Below are 13,524 nucleotides of genomic sequence, written 5' to 3' on the forward strand. Positions count from 1 at the left end.
CGCGACAGACTGGCAGGAGACACCCCGTCCGCGGATCCCCTGGGGAGGAGGCCGGAGAGCGCCCATGGAGCACCTCACGCACTTCTCCCAGGAGTTCCTGAAGGCCCTGCGGAGCCTGCTGCCCATCGTGGTGGTGGTCGTGGTGTTCCAGCTGGCCGTGTTCCGGGAGGTGCCGGCCCAGCCCCTGCAGCTCGTCGCCGGGCTGCTGATCGTGGGCGTCGGCATCGCCCTGTTCCTCCAGGGCCTCGACCTCAGCGTGTTCCCGGTCGGCAAGAACCTGGCCAACCAGTTCGCCCGACGGGGCGCCCTGGGGCTGCTGCTGCCGTTCGGCTTCGCCATCGGCTTCGCCGCGGTGGTCGCCGAGCCCGCGCTGATCGCCGTGGCCGAGCAGGCCGAGCTCGTGAGCGAGGGACGGGTCAGCGCCCTCACGCTGCGCCTCGTCATCGCCGTGTCCGTGGGCGCGGTGCTCATCCTCGGCATCCTGCGCACCCTCCGGGGATGGGCGGTGCACAAGCTGCTGATCCCCGGCTACGCGCTCGTGCTCGCCGCCACCTACGTCGCCCCACCGGAGATCGTGGGCCTCGCCTACGACTCCGGCGGCGTCACCACGAACATCGTCACCGTGCCCCTCATCGCCGCCATCGGGATCGGCCTGGCCAACTCGATCCGGGGCCGCAGCGCGCTCCGGGACGGCTTCGGCCTCGTGGCCCTGTGCGTCATGGTGCCGATGATCGGCGTGCAACTGTACGGGATCTGGGTCTACGCCTTCGGCGATCCCGCGGAGGTCAGCGCCGCCGGCTCCGGGAGCGCCCCGGTGCACTGGGCCCTGCAGCACGTCCTGGGGCTCGCGCAGATGCTCCGGGACGTGCTGCCCATGGTGTTCGTGGTCCTGTTCTTCCAGTACGTCGCGCTGCGGCGCAGCCTGTCCCACCGGCTGCGCGTCGCCGTGGGATTCATGATGGTCCTCGTGGGGCTCTACGCGTTCGTCGTCGGGCTCAAGATCGGGCTGCTCCCCATCGGGACGCTCATGGCGGAGCAGCTGATCGAGCGCGGAGCGCCCGCCCTCATCCTGCTCTTCGCCCTGCTCATCGGGTTCGCCACCACCATGGCGGAGCCGGCCCTGGTGGCCATCGGGGAGCAGGCCGAGGCCGCCTCGCCGGGCAGGATCAGCGGTTCCGCCATCCGGCTCGTGGTGGCCGTCGGCGTGGCGGCCGGCATCACCCTGGGCGTGTACCGCATCCTCGTGGGAGCACCGCTGCACTACGTGATCATGGCGGCCTACGCCGTCGTCATCGTCCTGGTCCTGCTGGCGCCGAAGTACATCGTGGCCCTCGCCTTCGACCTCGGGGGCGTCACCACCTCGGAGGTCACCGTGCCCCTCGTGACGGCTCTCGGCATCGGGCTCGCCGGCGCGATCGAGGGCCGGGACGTGCTGATCGACGGCTTCGGCCTGATCGCCTTCGCCTCCATCTTCCCGATCATCTCGGTGCTCGGGTACGCCATGATCCTGGAGAGGATCCCCCGCCTGCAGAAGGAGCCGACATGAAGTTCACCGCCGTGGTGGTCATCGCCCCCGACGAGCTCGAGGACACCTGCATCGTGCAGGCCCAGCGCGCCGGGGCCACGGGCGTGACCATCCTCCCGGGCAAGGGGATCGGGGGCGAGACCAAGCGGACGTTCTTCGGCCTGACGTTCGAGGGCTCCCAGACCGTGCTGCTGATGGTCGTGGGCACGCACCTGGCCACCCCCATCCTCAAGGCGCTGCACGACGTCCTGATCGACGACGACGGCGGCTCCCGCGGCATCGCCTTCAGCGTCCCCATCGACCACCTCACCGGTATCGACATGCAGCAGGTCGCCCGGTTCGAGGAGCACATGCGCCGCGAGGGCGCCTGACCCGAACCCGTTCGAGCCCCGTCCGAGACCCCCAGGAGGATCCCCGTGCTGACCGTCAAGGACGTCATGGTGCGTGACGTCATCACCATCTCCCCCTACAGCACCCTGCGGGAGGCGCTGTCGGCCATGAGCAGCCACGGGATCAAGAGCCTGGTGGTGGAGCCGCAGCACCGCCACGACGGCTACGGGCTGCTCAGCTACAGCGAGCTGCTGCAGATGATCGTGGCGGAGGAGGGGGACGTGGACCTCCTCAACGTCTACGACGCCGCCGTCAAGCCGGTGGTGACCGTCGGCGAGGACCTGTCCGTGAACCAGGCCGCGGCGCTGATGACCCGCTTCCGCCTCAACCGCCTGGTGGTGGTCCAGGGCAACGAGCTCATCGGGCTGCTCGCGATGAACGACATCCTGGCGCGGCTGATCAGCGACCTCACCTGAGACCGCGGTCCGGGCCCGCGGTCCGGGGGCTCAGGCGGGATCGTCCTCCGGCGCGGCGGTGACCTCGGCGAAGTACCTCTCGACCGCCCCTTCCTGACGGCCGGGGGCGACCACGAGCAGCGTGTCGTGACGGCGCAGCACGGTGTCGCCCTCCGGTGCGAACGAGTCCGGGCCGCGCATCACCAGGGCGACCACCGTGTCCGCCGGCAGGTCCAGGCAGCGCAGCGGAAGACCGGTCAGACGGGAGTCCTGGGTGAGGGTGACCTTGAACAGGTCCGCCCGCCGCTCGTCCATCGGGGCCGGTTCGATCTCCACCGCCGTGCAGGCACCGGTCCGCACCAGGCCGAGCCGCCGGGCGACCCACGGCAGGGACGGGGCCTGGATCGCGGTGTAGCAGACCACGAACACCAGCACCGCGTCGAAGAGCCTGTCGGCGTCCTCCATCTGGGCGGCCATGGGCACCGTGGCCAGGATGATGGGGACCGCCCCGCGCAGCCCGGCCCAGGACAGGAAGGCCTGCTCCCGCCAGGGCATCCGGAACCACACGGCGCACAGGGCCACGGCGAGAGGACGCACCAGGAAGGTCAGGAACAGCCCGGCGAGCAGCGCGGTCACTGCGGTGTCCCAGGTGATCCGGCCCGGACTCGCCAGCAGCCCGAGCATCACGAACAGCCCGATCTGGGCGATCCACCCGGTGCCCTCGGCGAACGCCTGGGTGGCGTGCCGGTGCGGCAGGCGGCCGTTGCCCAGCACCATGGCGCAGAGGTAGACCGCCGCGAAGCCGGAGACGCTGATCTGGGTGGCGAGCCCGTAGGCCAGCACGGACCAGGCCAGGGCGGCCAGCGGGTACAGACCGGCCGCCGGCAGCGCGAAGCGGCGCAGGACGAACACTCCCAGGGCCCCGAGGACCGCGCCCAGGGCGATGCCCCCCGCGAGCTGGGCCACGACCATGGCGGCCACCCCGGCCACCCCGCCGGCCGGCCGGTCCCCGACGGCCAGGGCGGTGGCTGCGGTCACGATCAGCACCGTCGGGGCGTCGTTGAGCCCCGATTCCCCTTCGAGCACCGCCCGGACCCGCCCCGGCAGGGGAATGCCGCGCAGCACGGAGAACACCGCCGCCGCATCGGTGCCGGCGTTCACCGCGCCGAACAGCAGCGCGAGGATCAGCGGCAGCCCCAGGGCATAGTGCCCGATGACCGTCATCAGCCCGATGGTCACGACCACCCCGACCGTGGCGAGCACCGTGGCCAGCCCGATCGAGGGGCGGATCTCCTCCCACTTCGTCGTCAGCCCGCCCTCGGCCAGGATCAGCACCAGCGCCGCGTAGCCCAGTCCCTGGGCGACCGTGGCGTCGTCGAACTCGAAGCCGAACCCCGACTCGCCCAGCACCATCCCGAAGAGCAGGAACAGCAGCAGGGCCGGCAGGCCCAGCCGCGTCCCGACACGCACACCACCGATGGCCACCAGCGTGACGAGCGGGGCGATCAGCATCACGACGTCGATGGCATCCACAGCCCTATCATCCCATCCGGTCCCGGACGCCGCGGGCGAGCACGGCGGAGGGCCCCGGCGTCGACTGCGACACCGGGGCCCTCCGTGTGGTTCGACGGCTGAACCGTGTTGCTAGATTCCGTCCTTGAAGTTCTTGCCCGCGTCCTTGACGTTCTCGCCGGCCTGCTTGGCACTGCCGGACAGCTTGTCCGCCTGGCCCTCGGCCTGGAGGTCGCGGTTGTCGGTGGCGTCGCCGACCTTTTCCTTCGCGGTGCCGCTCGCCTTCTCCGCGGCGTTGCTGATCTTGTCTCCGAGTCCCATGGGCTCTCCCTCCGGTCGGTGAACAGGTGCATCCAGCCTAAGCCGCACCGGATGCTGTGGGAACCGGCCGGGCGCCCGGGAGCGGCCATTCCCCCCAGGGCGAACAGTGCCCGCTCAGCGCTCTGGGACGTCGAGCCCCGCCGCGGTCAGGCGTGCCCGCAGCCAGGCCGGGATCTTGCGGTCCATCCTGCGGTAGTGCCCCAGGTGCCTGCGCCAGTCCTCCGCGGCGACCGGGTGCGGGGCGTGCTCCGGGAGGGCCGGGTCCTCGTCGTAGTTCAGCACGAGCTCCACGCCGGGGCGCTGCCAGCGCCGCTCGGCCACGGTGACGATCAGCGTGGCGGAGAGCCAGGACCCGTCGACGAGGTCGGCGTAGTCCTCCTGGAGGGCCCGGGCCAGCCGCCGCGGGGCGCTGCGCAGGCCTGTCACGTCCACGGGGCGGCGGGTCGTGCGGTCACCGCGGACCTCCCGCACCTGCAGGCGCAGGTCCCGGCCCACGCTCAGGACGTCCAGCACCAGCGCGTCCCATCCCGGCTCGGCCCCGTGGGCGCGGACGAGCCACCGGGCCAGCCGGTCGATGGCCCTGCGCTGCCGGGGGCTCTGGAGTCTGTCGGTCCGCACGGCCACACGCTAGCAAGCCCCAGCCGCCCGGAGCGGAGCCGGACCGTCCGGGGACAGCGACCTGCTCCGCTCGACCGCATCCGGGTCCCCGGCGTCGACCTTGTCCGCGGGCGCGGGGAGCGCGGACCGGCAGGGCTCACTGGTAGGAGACGAACCACGGCTGGGGCTCGATCGCGGACGTCTCCTCCGGCGTGAAGGTGGGCGTGTCCTCGTCGTAGAAGTTCTTCCACGCCATCCGGATCCCCTCCGGCAGGCCCTGCTGCAGCCGCTCCCACGTGCCCATCTTCAGTTCCGGGGTGCCGTGGCCGTCCGCGTGCAGGACCAGCGCGAGCTCCGGGCGGGAGGCGTCCACGAGGTGGCGGTTCGTGATCATCGACTCCGCGAACTGGTGCAGGAGAACCACCTTCTGCGGCAGGTCGTTCTCGCGGGTCAGCTCGGCGAGCCAGGCCGTGGTCGCGTTGATCTCCGCCGCGTCCACCGTGCCGATCTGCACCATGTGCACCTGGTCCGGGCCCAGCCGCCACTCCGGGTCCAGGGCCAGGCCCACGTTGGGCAGCTCGAGCAGCTCCTGGTACTGCTGAGCCTGGCTCAGGAAGTCCTGCCGGCCGGGCTGGAGGTCCAGCACCACGTAGACGTCCTGCTCCGCCGCGGCCTCCACGTACGGGCGCAGCTCCGCCACGGAGAGCTCCTCGGAGTAGTCCCCGTCCTCGCCGGGGGCCGCGGACGCCGTGGTCGCGATGATCTCGAACGCGGGGACCACCGGCACCTCGCTGAAGGGTTCGTACTGGGCGGCGAGCTCCTTCGCCCGGGCCGCCGACTCCTCCGGGCCCTGCTCCCCGAGCACGCCGAGGGCCGGGGTGCCGGGGCGGCCGTACAGGGCCACCATCCGCCGGTCGGGGAACACCTCGGTGCCTCCGCCGATCAGCTCCGCGGGTTCCTCGGAAGTGGGCGTGGGGGAGGGGGAGGCCGCCGGTGACGACGCGCTCGCCGCCGGCGTCGACGCCGAGCCCGGGCGGGCGTCCTGGGCGCAGCCGGTCAGGAGGAGAGCGGCGCACAGGGCCAGGACGAGGGAACGGGGCAGCGACGAGCGGGTCATGGTCTGTCCTGGGGCCGGGAGCAGGGGGGTCCGCCCAGCCTACGCACCGGCCGGTGCCCCCGGTGGGAACCAGGCCGGGAACGAGGCCGGGAAAGGGCCGGACGCGGCGCCGGGCGCGTCACGGAGCGACCCGGACGGCCCGGGTCGCGGCCCGCCGGACCGCGACCCGGAGCGCCCGCCGGGCCTCAGGCGGAGCCGGGCTCGCCCAGCTCGCCCAGTTCCTCGAGCAGCCGCAGGCCGCGCTCGGCCCAGGCGATCTCCTGATCGGCGCGGGCCACCTGGCCCTCGTAGGCGAAGACCTTGAACCGGGTGATCCGCTCCCACTGGCCCTCGGGGTTGGCCGCCAGCCGGCGGACCAGGGTGGGGCTCGTGCGGTCCTGCAGCGCCTTGATCTGCTGGAGGGCCTGCGTGCGCTGGTCCCGGTAGTGCTCGATGTGGGCGCGCAGCTGCGCGGCCGCGGCCCCGGGGGAGGCCCACTCGAAGTAGGCGGCCTTCAGGTGGGCGGGATCCCGCTCCCGGACGTAGCCGAGCGGCTGGTCCTGCCACTGGCGCAGGGCACGCTCGCCCTCGGGGGTGATCGAGTACTCCGTCTTGGTGGCCCCGCGCGAGCCCCACGGGACGGGCCGGCTCGTGAGCAGCCCCTCCGCGTGCATCTTGCGCAGCTCCGGATAGATCTGCGAGTCGGGGGCGTGCCACACGTGGCCCACGGAGGAGCTGAACTGCTTGACCACGTCGTAGCCCGTCAGCGGCCCCGAGGAGAGCAGTGCCAGCAGGGCCGAGCGGAGGCTCACGGGCGGTTCCTTCCGTCGAAGCAGGAGTCGTCCTGCTGAGCCTAGCCCGGAGCCGTGCCCGTGACCCTTGTCACTCACTATGGAGATAGGTATTGTGTGTCCTGCGCCACCGACTACCTATCGAGATAGTAAGTGGCCGTGCTCGCCCCGGACCGCCCAGCAGAGGACCGCACCATGACCGTCTCCGCCACCAGGACCACCTCCACCGCCAAGCTCCTGTCCCACCCGCTCAACGCCTGGTACGCCGCCGGATGGGACCACGAGATCACCGGCAAGGGCATCCTCTCCCGCACCGTCGCCGGCCGTCCGCTGGCCCTGTACCGCACCGAGGACGGCCGCCCCGTGGCCCTGGCGGACGCCTGCTGGCACCGGCTCGCCCCGCTGTCCCAGGGCAAGCTCGTGGGCCGGGACGAGATCCAGTGCCCGTACCACGGACTGCGCTACAACGCCGCGGGGCGGTGCACCTCGATGCCCGCCCAGGAGACGCTGAACCCCTCCGCCACCGTGCCGTCCTACCCGGTGCTCGAGCGCCACCGCTACGTGTGGGTCTGGCTCGGCGACCCCACGCAGGCGGACCCCGCCCTGCTGCCCGACATGCACCAGATGGACAGCACGGAGTGGGCCGGCGACGGCGAGACCATCCACGCGCCCTGCAACTACCAGCTGGTCCTCGACAACCTCATGGACCTCACCCACGAGGAGTTCGTGCACTCCTCCAGCATCGGCCAGGACGAGCTGTCCGAGTCGGAGTTCGAGACCACGCACGACGAGCGCTCCGTGACCGTGACCCGCTGGATGCGCAACATCGACGCCCCGCCGTTCTGGCTCAAGAACATGCGGGACAGGTTCCCGGGCTTCGAGGGCAAGGTGGACCGCTGGCAGATCATCCACTACACCTTCCCCTCCACGATCTGCATCGACGTCGGCGTCGCCGAGGCCGGGACCGGGGCGCCCGAAGGGGACCGCTCCCGGGGCGTCAACGGCTACGTGATGAACACGATCACCCCGGAGACGGACCGCTCCTGCCACTACTTCTGGGCCTTCATGCGCAACTACCGCCTGGAGAGCCAGCTCATCACCACCCAGCTGCGCAACGGCGTGCACGGCGTGTTCGGCGAGGACGAGGCGATGCTCCAGGCCCAGCAGGCGGCCATCGACGCCAACCCCGAGCACGAGTTCTACAACCTCAACATCGACATGGGCGGGATGTGGGTGCGCCGGCTCCTCGAGCGGGCGCTCGAGGCGGAGGGCCGCCTCGCCGCCGCCCCGACCGTTCCCGCCGGGGCCTGAGGGGGGACCGTGGCCGACTCACAGCACGAGGTCTGGCAGAACGCCGCAGTCGCCGCGGTCGAGGACGTCGCCGCCGGCATCCGGCGCATCGTCCTGCGCCCCGACCGGCCCCACCCGGTGCGCCCGGGCGAGCACGTGGACGTGCGCGTCCTCGTCCACGGCGAGCAGCAGGTGCGCTCCTACTCGGTGGTCGACGCCGACGACGACGGTGCGCAGCTGGCCGTCAGCGTCTTCCGCACCCCGACCTCCCGCGGCGGCTCCGTGTTCATGCACGGCCTCGAGCCCGGCCAGGTCCTCGAGATCACCCAGCCGCTGCAGAACTTCCCGCTGCGCGTCGGGGCGCCCTCCTACGTCCTGCTGGCCGGCGGCATCGGGATCACGGCGATCGCCGGAATGGCCGCGCTGCTGCGCCGGCTCGGCGCGGACTACCGCCTCGTCTACGTGGCCCGCTCCCGCGCCGCCATGGCCTATCTCGACGACCTGACGGCCCTGCACGGGGACCGGCTCGAGGCGCACGTCGACGACGAGGGCGGCGCGCTCGACGTCCCGGCCCTCGTGGCCGGCGTGCCGGAGAGCGCCGAGCTCTACATGTGCGGCCCCATCCGGCTCATGGACGCGGTGCGCCGCGCCTGGACCGAGCGGGAGCTGGACCCCACCAACCTGCGCTACGAGACCTTCGGCAACAGCGGCTGGTTCGAGGCCGAGCCGTTCGTGGTCCGCGTCCCGCGGCTGGCCGCCGAGGTCGTCGTCGGCCCCGACGAGTCCCTGCTCGAGGCCCTCGAGCGGGAGGGCCTCGACATGATGTCCGACTGCCGCAAGGGCGAGTGCGGGCTCTGCCAGGTCAAGGTCCTCGGCCTGGCCGGGCGGATCGACCACCGCGACGTGTTCTACTCGGACCGGCAGAAGCAGACCGGCACGTCCATGTGCTGCTGCGTCTCACGGGTGGTCTCCGCCCCGCCGGAGACCGTGCCCGGCGGGCACCCGGCCGCCGTCCTCACCATCGACGTCCCCTGAGAGGCACCCCATGGACATCCGACACCAGATCGACGCATCCAGGATGTCGTCGTACCAGTGGCTCATCATCGCGGTCACCACGTTCCTCAACGCCCTCGACGGCTACGACGTCCTCGCCATGGCGTTCACGGCCACGTCCGTGACCGAGGAGTTCGGGCTCTCCGGCACCCAGCTGGGCTGGCTGCTCAGCGCCGGGCTCATCGGCATGGCCGTGGGCTCCCTCGTCCTCGGGCCCTTCGCGGACCGGTACGGCCGGCGGAAGATCCTCGTCGTGGCTCTCGCGGTCAACGCCCTCGGCCTGTTCCTGTCCACCACGGCCGGGTCCGTGCTGGAGCTCGGGCTGTGGCGGGTCGTCACCGGCCTGGGCGTGGGCGGCATCCTCGCCTCCGCCACCGTGATCACCAGCGAGTACGCCAGCGCCCGCCACCGCGGCATGGCCGTCAGCATCTTCACCGCGGGCTACGGCGTGGGCGCCACCCTCGGCGGGATGGGCGCGACCCAGCTGATCCCCGCCTTCGGCTGGCGCTCGGTGTTCCTCACCGGCGGCCTGCTCACCCTCGTGGCGATCGCGCTCGTGCTGACCGTGCTGCCCGAGTCCGTCGACTATCTCCGCACCCGGCGGCCGGCGGGCGCCGAGCAGAAGCTCGACCGCATCGCCCGGCGCCTCCGCCTCGAGGGCCAGGTCGAGCTCGGCCCGGCCCCGGCCGGCGACGGCACGCAGCGCAGCAGCGTCGGCAGGCTGCTCAGCGGCCGCTACCGCACCGCGACCCTCCTTCTGTGGGCGTCCTTCTTCGTGATCATGTTCGGCTTCTACTTCGCCAACTCCTGGACGCCCCGGCTCCTCGTGGAGACGGGGATGACCGAGCAGCAGGGCATCATCGGTGGGCTCATGCTCACGATGGGCGGCACCTTCGGGTCCCTGCTCTACGGGGCGCTGACCACCAAGTGGAACGAGCGGCTGACCCTGATGGCCTTCACGGTGCTCTCCGCCGTGACCCTCGTGCTGTTCATCACCACCACGTCAGTGCCCCTGCTGGCGTTCTCCTCCGGCGTGGTGGTCGGCATGCTCATCAACGGCTGCATCGCGGGCCTCTACACCGTGGCGCCCATGACCTACGAGCCCGGCATCCGGACCACCGGCGTGGGCTGGGGCATCGGGGTCGGGCGGGCCGGGGCGATCCTGGCCCCGATCGCGGTCGGGGCGCTGCTGGACACCGGCTGGACCCCCACGCACCTCTACATCGGCGTGGCCGTGATCGTCGCCCTCGCGGCCCTGGCGCTGCTCCGGCTGCGCCCCTACGAGGAGGCCGCGGAGCCGGCCGGCGAGCGACCGGGGCGGCGTCGTACGCCGTCCTCCCCGGCCGGCTGATCCCGGGCCGGCGCAGGACCGCGGCCGGGTGCCGCCGCGCGGGCGGTGACACCCGGCCGCAGGCGTCCCCGCCCGGCGGACCTGGGGGCCGACGCCCGCGGTGAGGAGCCGGGGACCGCGTGGCGGGCCGCGCTCAGTACCCAGCGAGGTCCGCGCAGTCCTCCTCGTGGGGCAGCAGCGGGCGGAGGGCGACCGACCAGCGCCTGTCGTCCTCGGACACCCACGGTGTCAGCGCATCGGCCGCCACCGCGGCGTCCAGGACGGCCCGGGCGTGCTCGCCGGTGGCCAGCACGCAGCTCAGCCCCAGGCGTGGTTCGAGCGGCTCCCCGGGCAGCGGGGGCCCCGGCCACGGCACCGGGCGGGGCTCCGGGCCGCTCCCCGGACCGCCTCCCGGGTCCCGCCACTCGGTGACCACGCCGGCGACCGCCTCCGGGACGTAGATCTCCTCCTCGCCGACGGCGTCGCCGGGCAGCACCGAGGCGGGCTCGCCCAGCTCCCGGACGAGCGCCTGCAGCTCGGCCCGTGCGGCCAACTGGTCGGCGGTCAGGCCGCTGCCCGGTCCGGGCGGCGCCTCGGCGCCCAGGGCGTACACCTCCCGCACCTGGGTCCCGCCCGGCGTCCGCACGGTGAAACGGGTCGAGGGCAGGTCGGCCACCGGCGGCCGGCCGAGGTCCGCGGACCCGCCGACCCCCGCCCGGAGCGCACGCTCGACCAGGACCGGAACGGCGTCCTCGTCGACGTGCTGCACCTGCAGGGCGGGAAGCGCGGGGGGCGGGAAGACCTGGATCTGCGGGCCCGGGGTGATGACCCGGCCGTCGGCGTGGACGCTGACCAGCGGCAACCGGGCGGCCAGCCGCTCCGGGGTGAGGAGGCCCCCGGTGTGGGCCACCTCGATCACCGGTTCCCGCGCCGGGTCCTCCGCGCGCTCCGCCGCCGGTTCCGCCGCCGGAGCCGACGGTGCGCCCGGGGGCGCCGTCGCCCCCGGGGGCGTGGAGGAGGCCCCGGCGGGATCCCGCGGCGTGCACGCGGTGACCAGGGGCAGGGCGGTCAGTGCGAGCGCGGTCCGCGCGGCGCGTGACATCGCGGCATCACCAGCCCCGGCTGCCTGGAGCGCCCTTGAACGGGCCCGCCACCCGCGAGGTGATCCAGCCCCCGTAGAACCCGCCCTCCTGCGGGAGCACCTGCTCCCCGGCGACGAGGCACCGGTCCATCAGGCCGGGCATCAGGGCCACGTGCCCGCGCAGGGACTCGAAGCCCGGTGCGGGGAAGGGGTAGGTCCAGGCTGCCCGGTGGGCGGTGCGGTCCCCGCCCCGGACGTCGAAGTACGCCGCCGCGCCCTTCCACTCGCACCACGAGCTCCCCTCGCACGGGAGCAGACTGCCGTCGGCGAACGCTTCGCGGGGCAGGTAGTAGGTGGGCGGGTGGCTGGTCTCCAGCACCCGCAGCGCCGCCGTGGTGGAGGCGATGCGCTCGCCGCCCAGCCACACCTCCACGAGCTCCGGGGTGGGCTCCGTCCGGGGCGGACGCGGATAGTCCCACACGGACTCCTGGCCGGGGCCGGGAGCGTCGGGCCGGGGTCGTCTCATGTGCGCTCCGTCCGGACGTCCGCCCGGCCGCGCCGACCGGCGCGGCCTTCGGGCGTCACACAGTGGTGAGTGCTGCATCACTATGCTACGGCGCATGACGGCACCCTGGAGTGCTTGCTCGGGAAATCATAGGGTTCTGGAGTGCTCATCTCAGGACTTCTCATCGGTGCCGCCCTCGGATTCGTTCTCCAGCGCGGCCGCTTCTGCGTCACCGGCGCGTTCCGCGACGTCTGGGTCGCGAAGAACACGTGGTGGCTGTCCGCCTTCTTCGTGGCCATCGCCGTCCAGGCGGTCGGCATCTGGGTGCTGAACGCGCTCGGCGTCATCACCCTCGAGGCCTCGGCCTTCCCCTGGCTGGCCACGATCATCGGCGGCTTCATCTTCGGCTTCGGCATCGTCCTCGCCGGCGGCTGCGCCACCGGTACCTACTACCGCGCCTCCGAGGGGCTCGTCGGCTCCTGGTTCGCGCTCATCTTCTACGCGCTGTTCGCGACCGTCTCCAAGTACGGTCCGCTGGCCGGGACCACCGAGGCCCTGCGCGGGGTCACCGTCGGCACGCAGGGCTCGATCCACGAGACCCTCGGAGTCTCCCCGTGGGTGCTCGTGCTGGTCCTCGTCGGCATCGCCGGCGTATGGGCCCGCCACCACCTCACCAAGCCCCGGATGAAGATGGCCACGCTCCCGCCGGAGAAGACCGGTCTGAACCACCTGCTGTTCGAGAAGGCGTGGAATCCGTTCGCGACCGCCCTGGTCATCGGCGTCATCGCCATCATCGCATGGCCCGCCAGCTGGGCCACCGGCCGCGAGTCCGGCCTGGGCATCACCACCCCGTCCGCCAACCTCACGAGCTACCTGACCACCGGCAACGTCGAGCTCGTCGACTGGGGCGTGTTCCTGGTCCTCGGCATCCTCGTCGGCTCGTTCGTCGCCGCCAAGGGCTCCGGCGAGTTCAAGCTCCGCGTCCCCGACGCGCAGACGATCATGCGCTCCATCGGCGGCGGCGCCCTCATGGGCATCGGCGCGGCGTGGGCCGGTGGCTGCACCATCGGCAACGCTCTGGTCGCCACCGCCGCGTTCGAGTGGCAGGGCTGGGTCAGCTTCGCCGTCATGATCCTCGGCACCGGCGCGGCCGCCAAGATCTTCATCGCCCCCCGCAAGAAGTCCACCGCCCCGGGCCGCGTCCCGGCCGGCGTCTGATCCCCACCGACCCCCAGCTCCAGGAGGAACCACTCATGGCACAGCACGTCCTCGAGACCGACGGTCTCGTCTGTCCGTTCCCCGTGGTCGAGGCGAAGGCCGCGATGGCCGAGATGCCCGCTGGCGACGAGCTCGTCATCAACTTCGACTGCACGCAGGGCACCGAGGCCATCCCGCGCTGGGCGGCCGAGAACGGATACCCCGTCACGCAGTTCAGCAAGCGCGGTGCGGCCGAGTGGTCGATCACCGTGCAGAAGGCCTGATCCCTCCGGATCGCCATCCAGCGGCGGACCCCCGCGGCCGAGTTCCCTCGGCCGCGGGGGTCCGCCGTCGTCGGTGACCCGGGTCACGCCCGCCCTATAAAAATGAACGTCGATCATTTAGACTGGCAGGCACCGCGTTCTCGTCCGCAGAGAGGAA

General features: G+C 72.4%; 15 protein-coding genes. 8 read left to right on the forward strand and 7 right to left on the reverse strand.

Going from position 1 to position 13,524, the window contains the following annotated elements:
- Positions 1-64: 64 nt before the first annotated feature.
- From ABD220_RS14425 to ABD220_RS14435, 3 genes are read left to right on the forward strand one after another with little or no spacing between them, the layout of a single operon-like run.
- Positions 65-1,546 carry a DUF1538 domain-containing protein gene (locus ABD220_RS14425; RefSeq protein WP_344123688.1) on the forward strand — a complete coding sequence of 494 codons (1,482 nt, stop codon included), beginning with the start codon at positions 65-67 and terminating at the stop codon, positions 1,544-1,546.
- Complete coding sequence (locus tag ABD220_RS14430) at positions 1,543-1,896, forward strand: P-II family nitrogen regulator (RefSeq protein WP_344123689.1); 354 nt, start codon at positions 1,543-1,545, stop codon at positions 1,894-1,896. The genes ABD220_RS14425 and ABD220_RS14430 overlap by 4 nt, the downstream gene beginning before the upstream one ends.
- Before the next feature lie 45 nt (positions 1,897-1,941).
- Positions 1,942-2,331 carry a CBS domain-containing protein gene (locus ABD220_RS14435; protein ID WP_344123691.1) on the forward strand — a complete coding sequence of 130 codons (390 nt, stop codon included), beginning with the start codon at positions 1,942-1,944 and terminating at the stop codon, positions 2,329-2,331.
- A gap of 30 nt (positions 2,332-2,361) precedes the next feature.
- On the opposite strand, the gene ABD220_RS14440 is transcribed toward ABD220_RS14435, so the two are convergent.
- The 5 genes from ABD220_RS14440 to ABD220_RS14460 all read right to left on the reverse strand — a co-directional run bounded on the left by ABD220_RS14440 (position 2,362) and on the right by ABD220_RS14460 (position 6,648).
- Positions 2,362-3,843, reverse strand: coding sequence for a potassium/proton antiporter (locus ABD220_RS14440; RefSeq protein WP_344123693.1), 1,482 nt, complete (start codon positions 3,841-3,843; stop codon positions 2,362-2,364).
- Between the two features lie 111 nt (positions 3,844-3,954).
- The gene (locus ABD220_RS14445; protein WP_344123695.1) at positions 3,955-4,143 is read right to left on the reverse strand and encodes a CsbD family protein; all 189 of its coding nucleotides are present in this window, start codon (positions 4,141-4,143) and stop codon (positions 3,955-3,957) included.
- A 114-nt stretch (positions 4,144-4,257) separates the two neighbouring features.
- Entirely contained in the window at positions 4,258-4,761 is a 504-nt protein-coding gene (locus ABD220_RS14450) for a hypothetical protein (protein WP_344123697.1), read from the reverse strand.
- A gap of 136 nt (positions 4,762-4,897) precedes the next feature.
- The gene (locus tag ABD220_RS14455) at positions 4,898-5,857 is read right to left on the reverse strand and encodes a hypothetical protein (RefSeq protein ID WP_344123699.1); all 960 of its coding nucleotides are present in this window, start codon (positions 5,855-5,857) and stop codon (positions 4,898-4,900) included.
- Positions 5,858-6,042: 185 nt separating this feature from the next.
- The gene (locus ABD220_RS14460) at positions 6,043-6,648 is read right to left on the reverse strand and encodes a PadR family transcriptional regulator (RefSeq protein WP_344123701.1); all 606 of its coding nucleotides are present in this window, start codon (positions 6,646-6,648) and stop codon (positions 6,043-6,045) included.
- 174 nt (positions 6,649-6,822) lie between these two features.
- Here ABD220_RS14460 and ABD220_RS14465 point away from each other — a divergent pair, with 174 nt between their 5' ends.
- The 3 genes from ABD220_RS14465 to ABD220_RS14475 are packed head-to-tail and all read left to right on the forward strand — an operon-like array spanning position 6,823 to position 10,321.
- Positions 6,823-7,938 (forward strand): aromatic ring-hydroxylating dioxygenase subunit alpha, encoded by a 1,116-nt coding sequence (locus tag ABD220_RS14465; RefSeq protein ID WP_344123703.1) that lies wholly within the window; start codon positions 6,823-6,825, stop codon positions 7,936-7,938.
- A 9-nt stretch (positions 7,939-7,947) separates the two neighbouring features.
- On the forward strand, positions 7,948-8,952 hold the full coding sequence (locus ABD220_RS14470) for a PDR/VanB family oxidoreductase (protein ID WP_344123705.1): 1,005 nt from the start codon (positions 7,948-7,950) through the stop codon (positions 8,950-8,952).
- A 10-nt stretch (positions 8,953-8,962) separates the two neighbouring features.
- A complete protein-coding gene (locus tag ABD220_RS14475; protein WP_344123707.1) occupies positions 8,963-10,321 on the forward strand; it encodes an MFS transporter in 1,359 nt (452 codons plus the stop codon).
- Between the two features lie 133 nt (positions 10,322-10,454).
- Here ABD220_RS14475 and ABD220_RS14480 read toward each other — a convergent pair whose 3' ends face one another.
- Together ABD220_RS14480 and ABD220_RS14485 are read right to left on the reverse strand one after the other, a co-directional pair.
- On the reverse strand, positions 10,455-11,402 hold the full coding sequence (locus tag ABD220_RS14480) for a hypothetical protein (protein WP_344123709.1): 948 nt from the start codon (positions 11,400-11,402) through the stop codon (positions 10,455-10,457).
- Between the two features lie 7 nt (positions 11,403-11,409).
- The gene (locus tag ABD220_RS14485; RefSeq protein ID WP_344123711.1) at positions 11,410-11,907 is read right to left on the reverse strand and encodes a DUF427 domain-containing protein; all 498 of its coding nucleotides are present in this window, start codon (positions 11,905-11,907) and stop codon (positions 11,410-11,412) included.
- Between the two features lie 141 nt (positions 11,908-12,048).
- Between ABD220_RS14485 and ABD220_RS14490 the strand changes: the two genes are divergently transcribed.
- Both ABD220_RS14490 and ABD220_RS14495 read left to right on the forward strand, forming a co-directional pair.
- Positions 12,049-13,104 carry a YeeE/YedE family protein gene (locus ABD220_RS14490; protein WP_344123713.1) on the forward strand — a complete coding sequence of 352 codons (1,056 nt, stop codon included), beginning with the start codon at positions 12,049-12,051 and terminating at the stop codon, positions 13,102-13,104.
- Positions 13,105-13,139: 35 nt separating this feature from the next.
- Positions 13,140-13,367 carry a sulfurtransferase TusA family protein gene (locus ABD220_RS14495; protein WP_344123715.1) on the forward strand — a complete coding sequence of 76 codons (228 nt, stop codon included), beginning with the start codon at positions 13,140-13,142 and terminating at the stop codon, positions 13,365-13,367.
- Positions 13,368-13,524 lie beyond the last annotated feature (157 nt).

The sequence above is a fragment of the Kocuria aegyptia genome (genome assembly GCF_039530085.1).
Classification (GTDB): domain Bacteria; phylum Actinomycetota; class Actinomycetes; order Actinomycetales; family Micrococcaceae; genus Kocuria; species Kocuria aegyptia.

What these genes read in the sequence shown, in the direction of transcription:
- ABD220_RS14475 (WP_344123707.1), top strand. Translation starts at nt 8,963, where the DNA reads ATGGACATCCGACACCAGATCGACGCATCCAGGATGTCGTCGTACCAG.
- ABD220_RS14425 (WP_344123688.1), top strand. Translation starts at nt 65, where the DNA reads ATGGAGCACCTCACGCACTTCTCCCAGGAGTTCCTGAAGGCCCTGCGG.
- ABD220_RS14485 (WP_344123711.1), bottom strand. Translation starts at nt 11,907, where the DNA reads ATGAGACGACCCCGGCCCGACGCTCCCGGCCCCGGCCAGGAGTCCGTG.
- ABD220_RS14495 (WP_344123715.1), top strand. Translation starts at nt 13,140, where the DNA reads ATGGCACAGCACGTCCTCGAGACCGACGGTCTCGTCTGTCCGTTCCCC.
- ABD220_RS14455 (WP_344123699.1), bottom strand. Translation starts at nt 5,857, where the DNA reads ATGACCCGCTCGTCGCTGCCCCGTTCCCTCGTCCTGGCCCTGTGCGCC.
- ABD220_RS14445 (WP_344123695.1), bottom strand. Translation starts at nt 4,143, where the DNA reads ATGGGACTCGGAGACAAGATCAGCAACGCCGCGGAGAAGGCGAGCGGC.
- ABD220_RS14480 (WP_344123709.1), bottom strand. Translation starts at nt 11,402, where the DNA reads ATGTCACGCGCCGCGCGGACCGCGCTCGCACTGACCGCCCTGCCCCTG.
- ABD220_RS14465 (WP_344123703.1), top strand. Translation starts at nt 6,823, where the DNA reads ATGACCGTCTCCGCCACCAGGACCACCTCCACCGCCAAGCTCCTGTCC.
- ABD220_RS14430 (WP_344123689.1), top strand. Translation starts at nt 1,543, where the DNA reads ATGAAGTTCACCGCCGTGGTGGTCATCGCCCCCGACGAGCTCGAGGAC.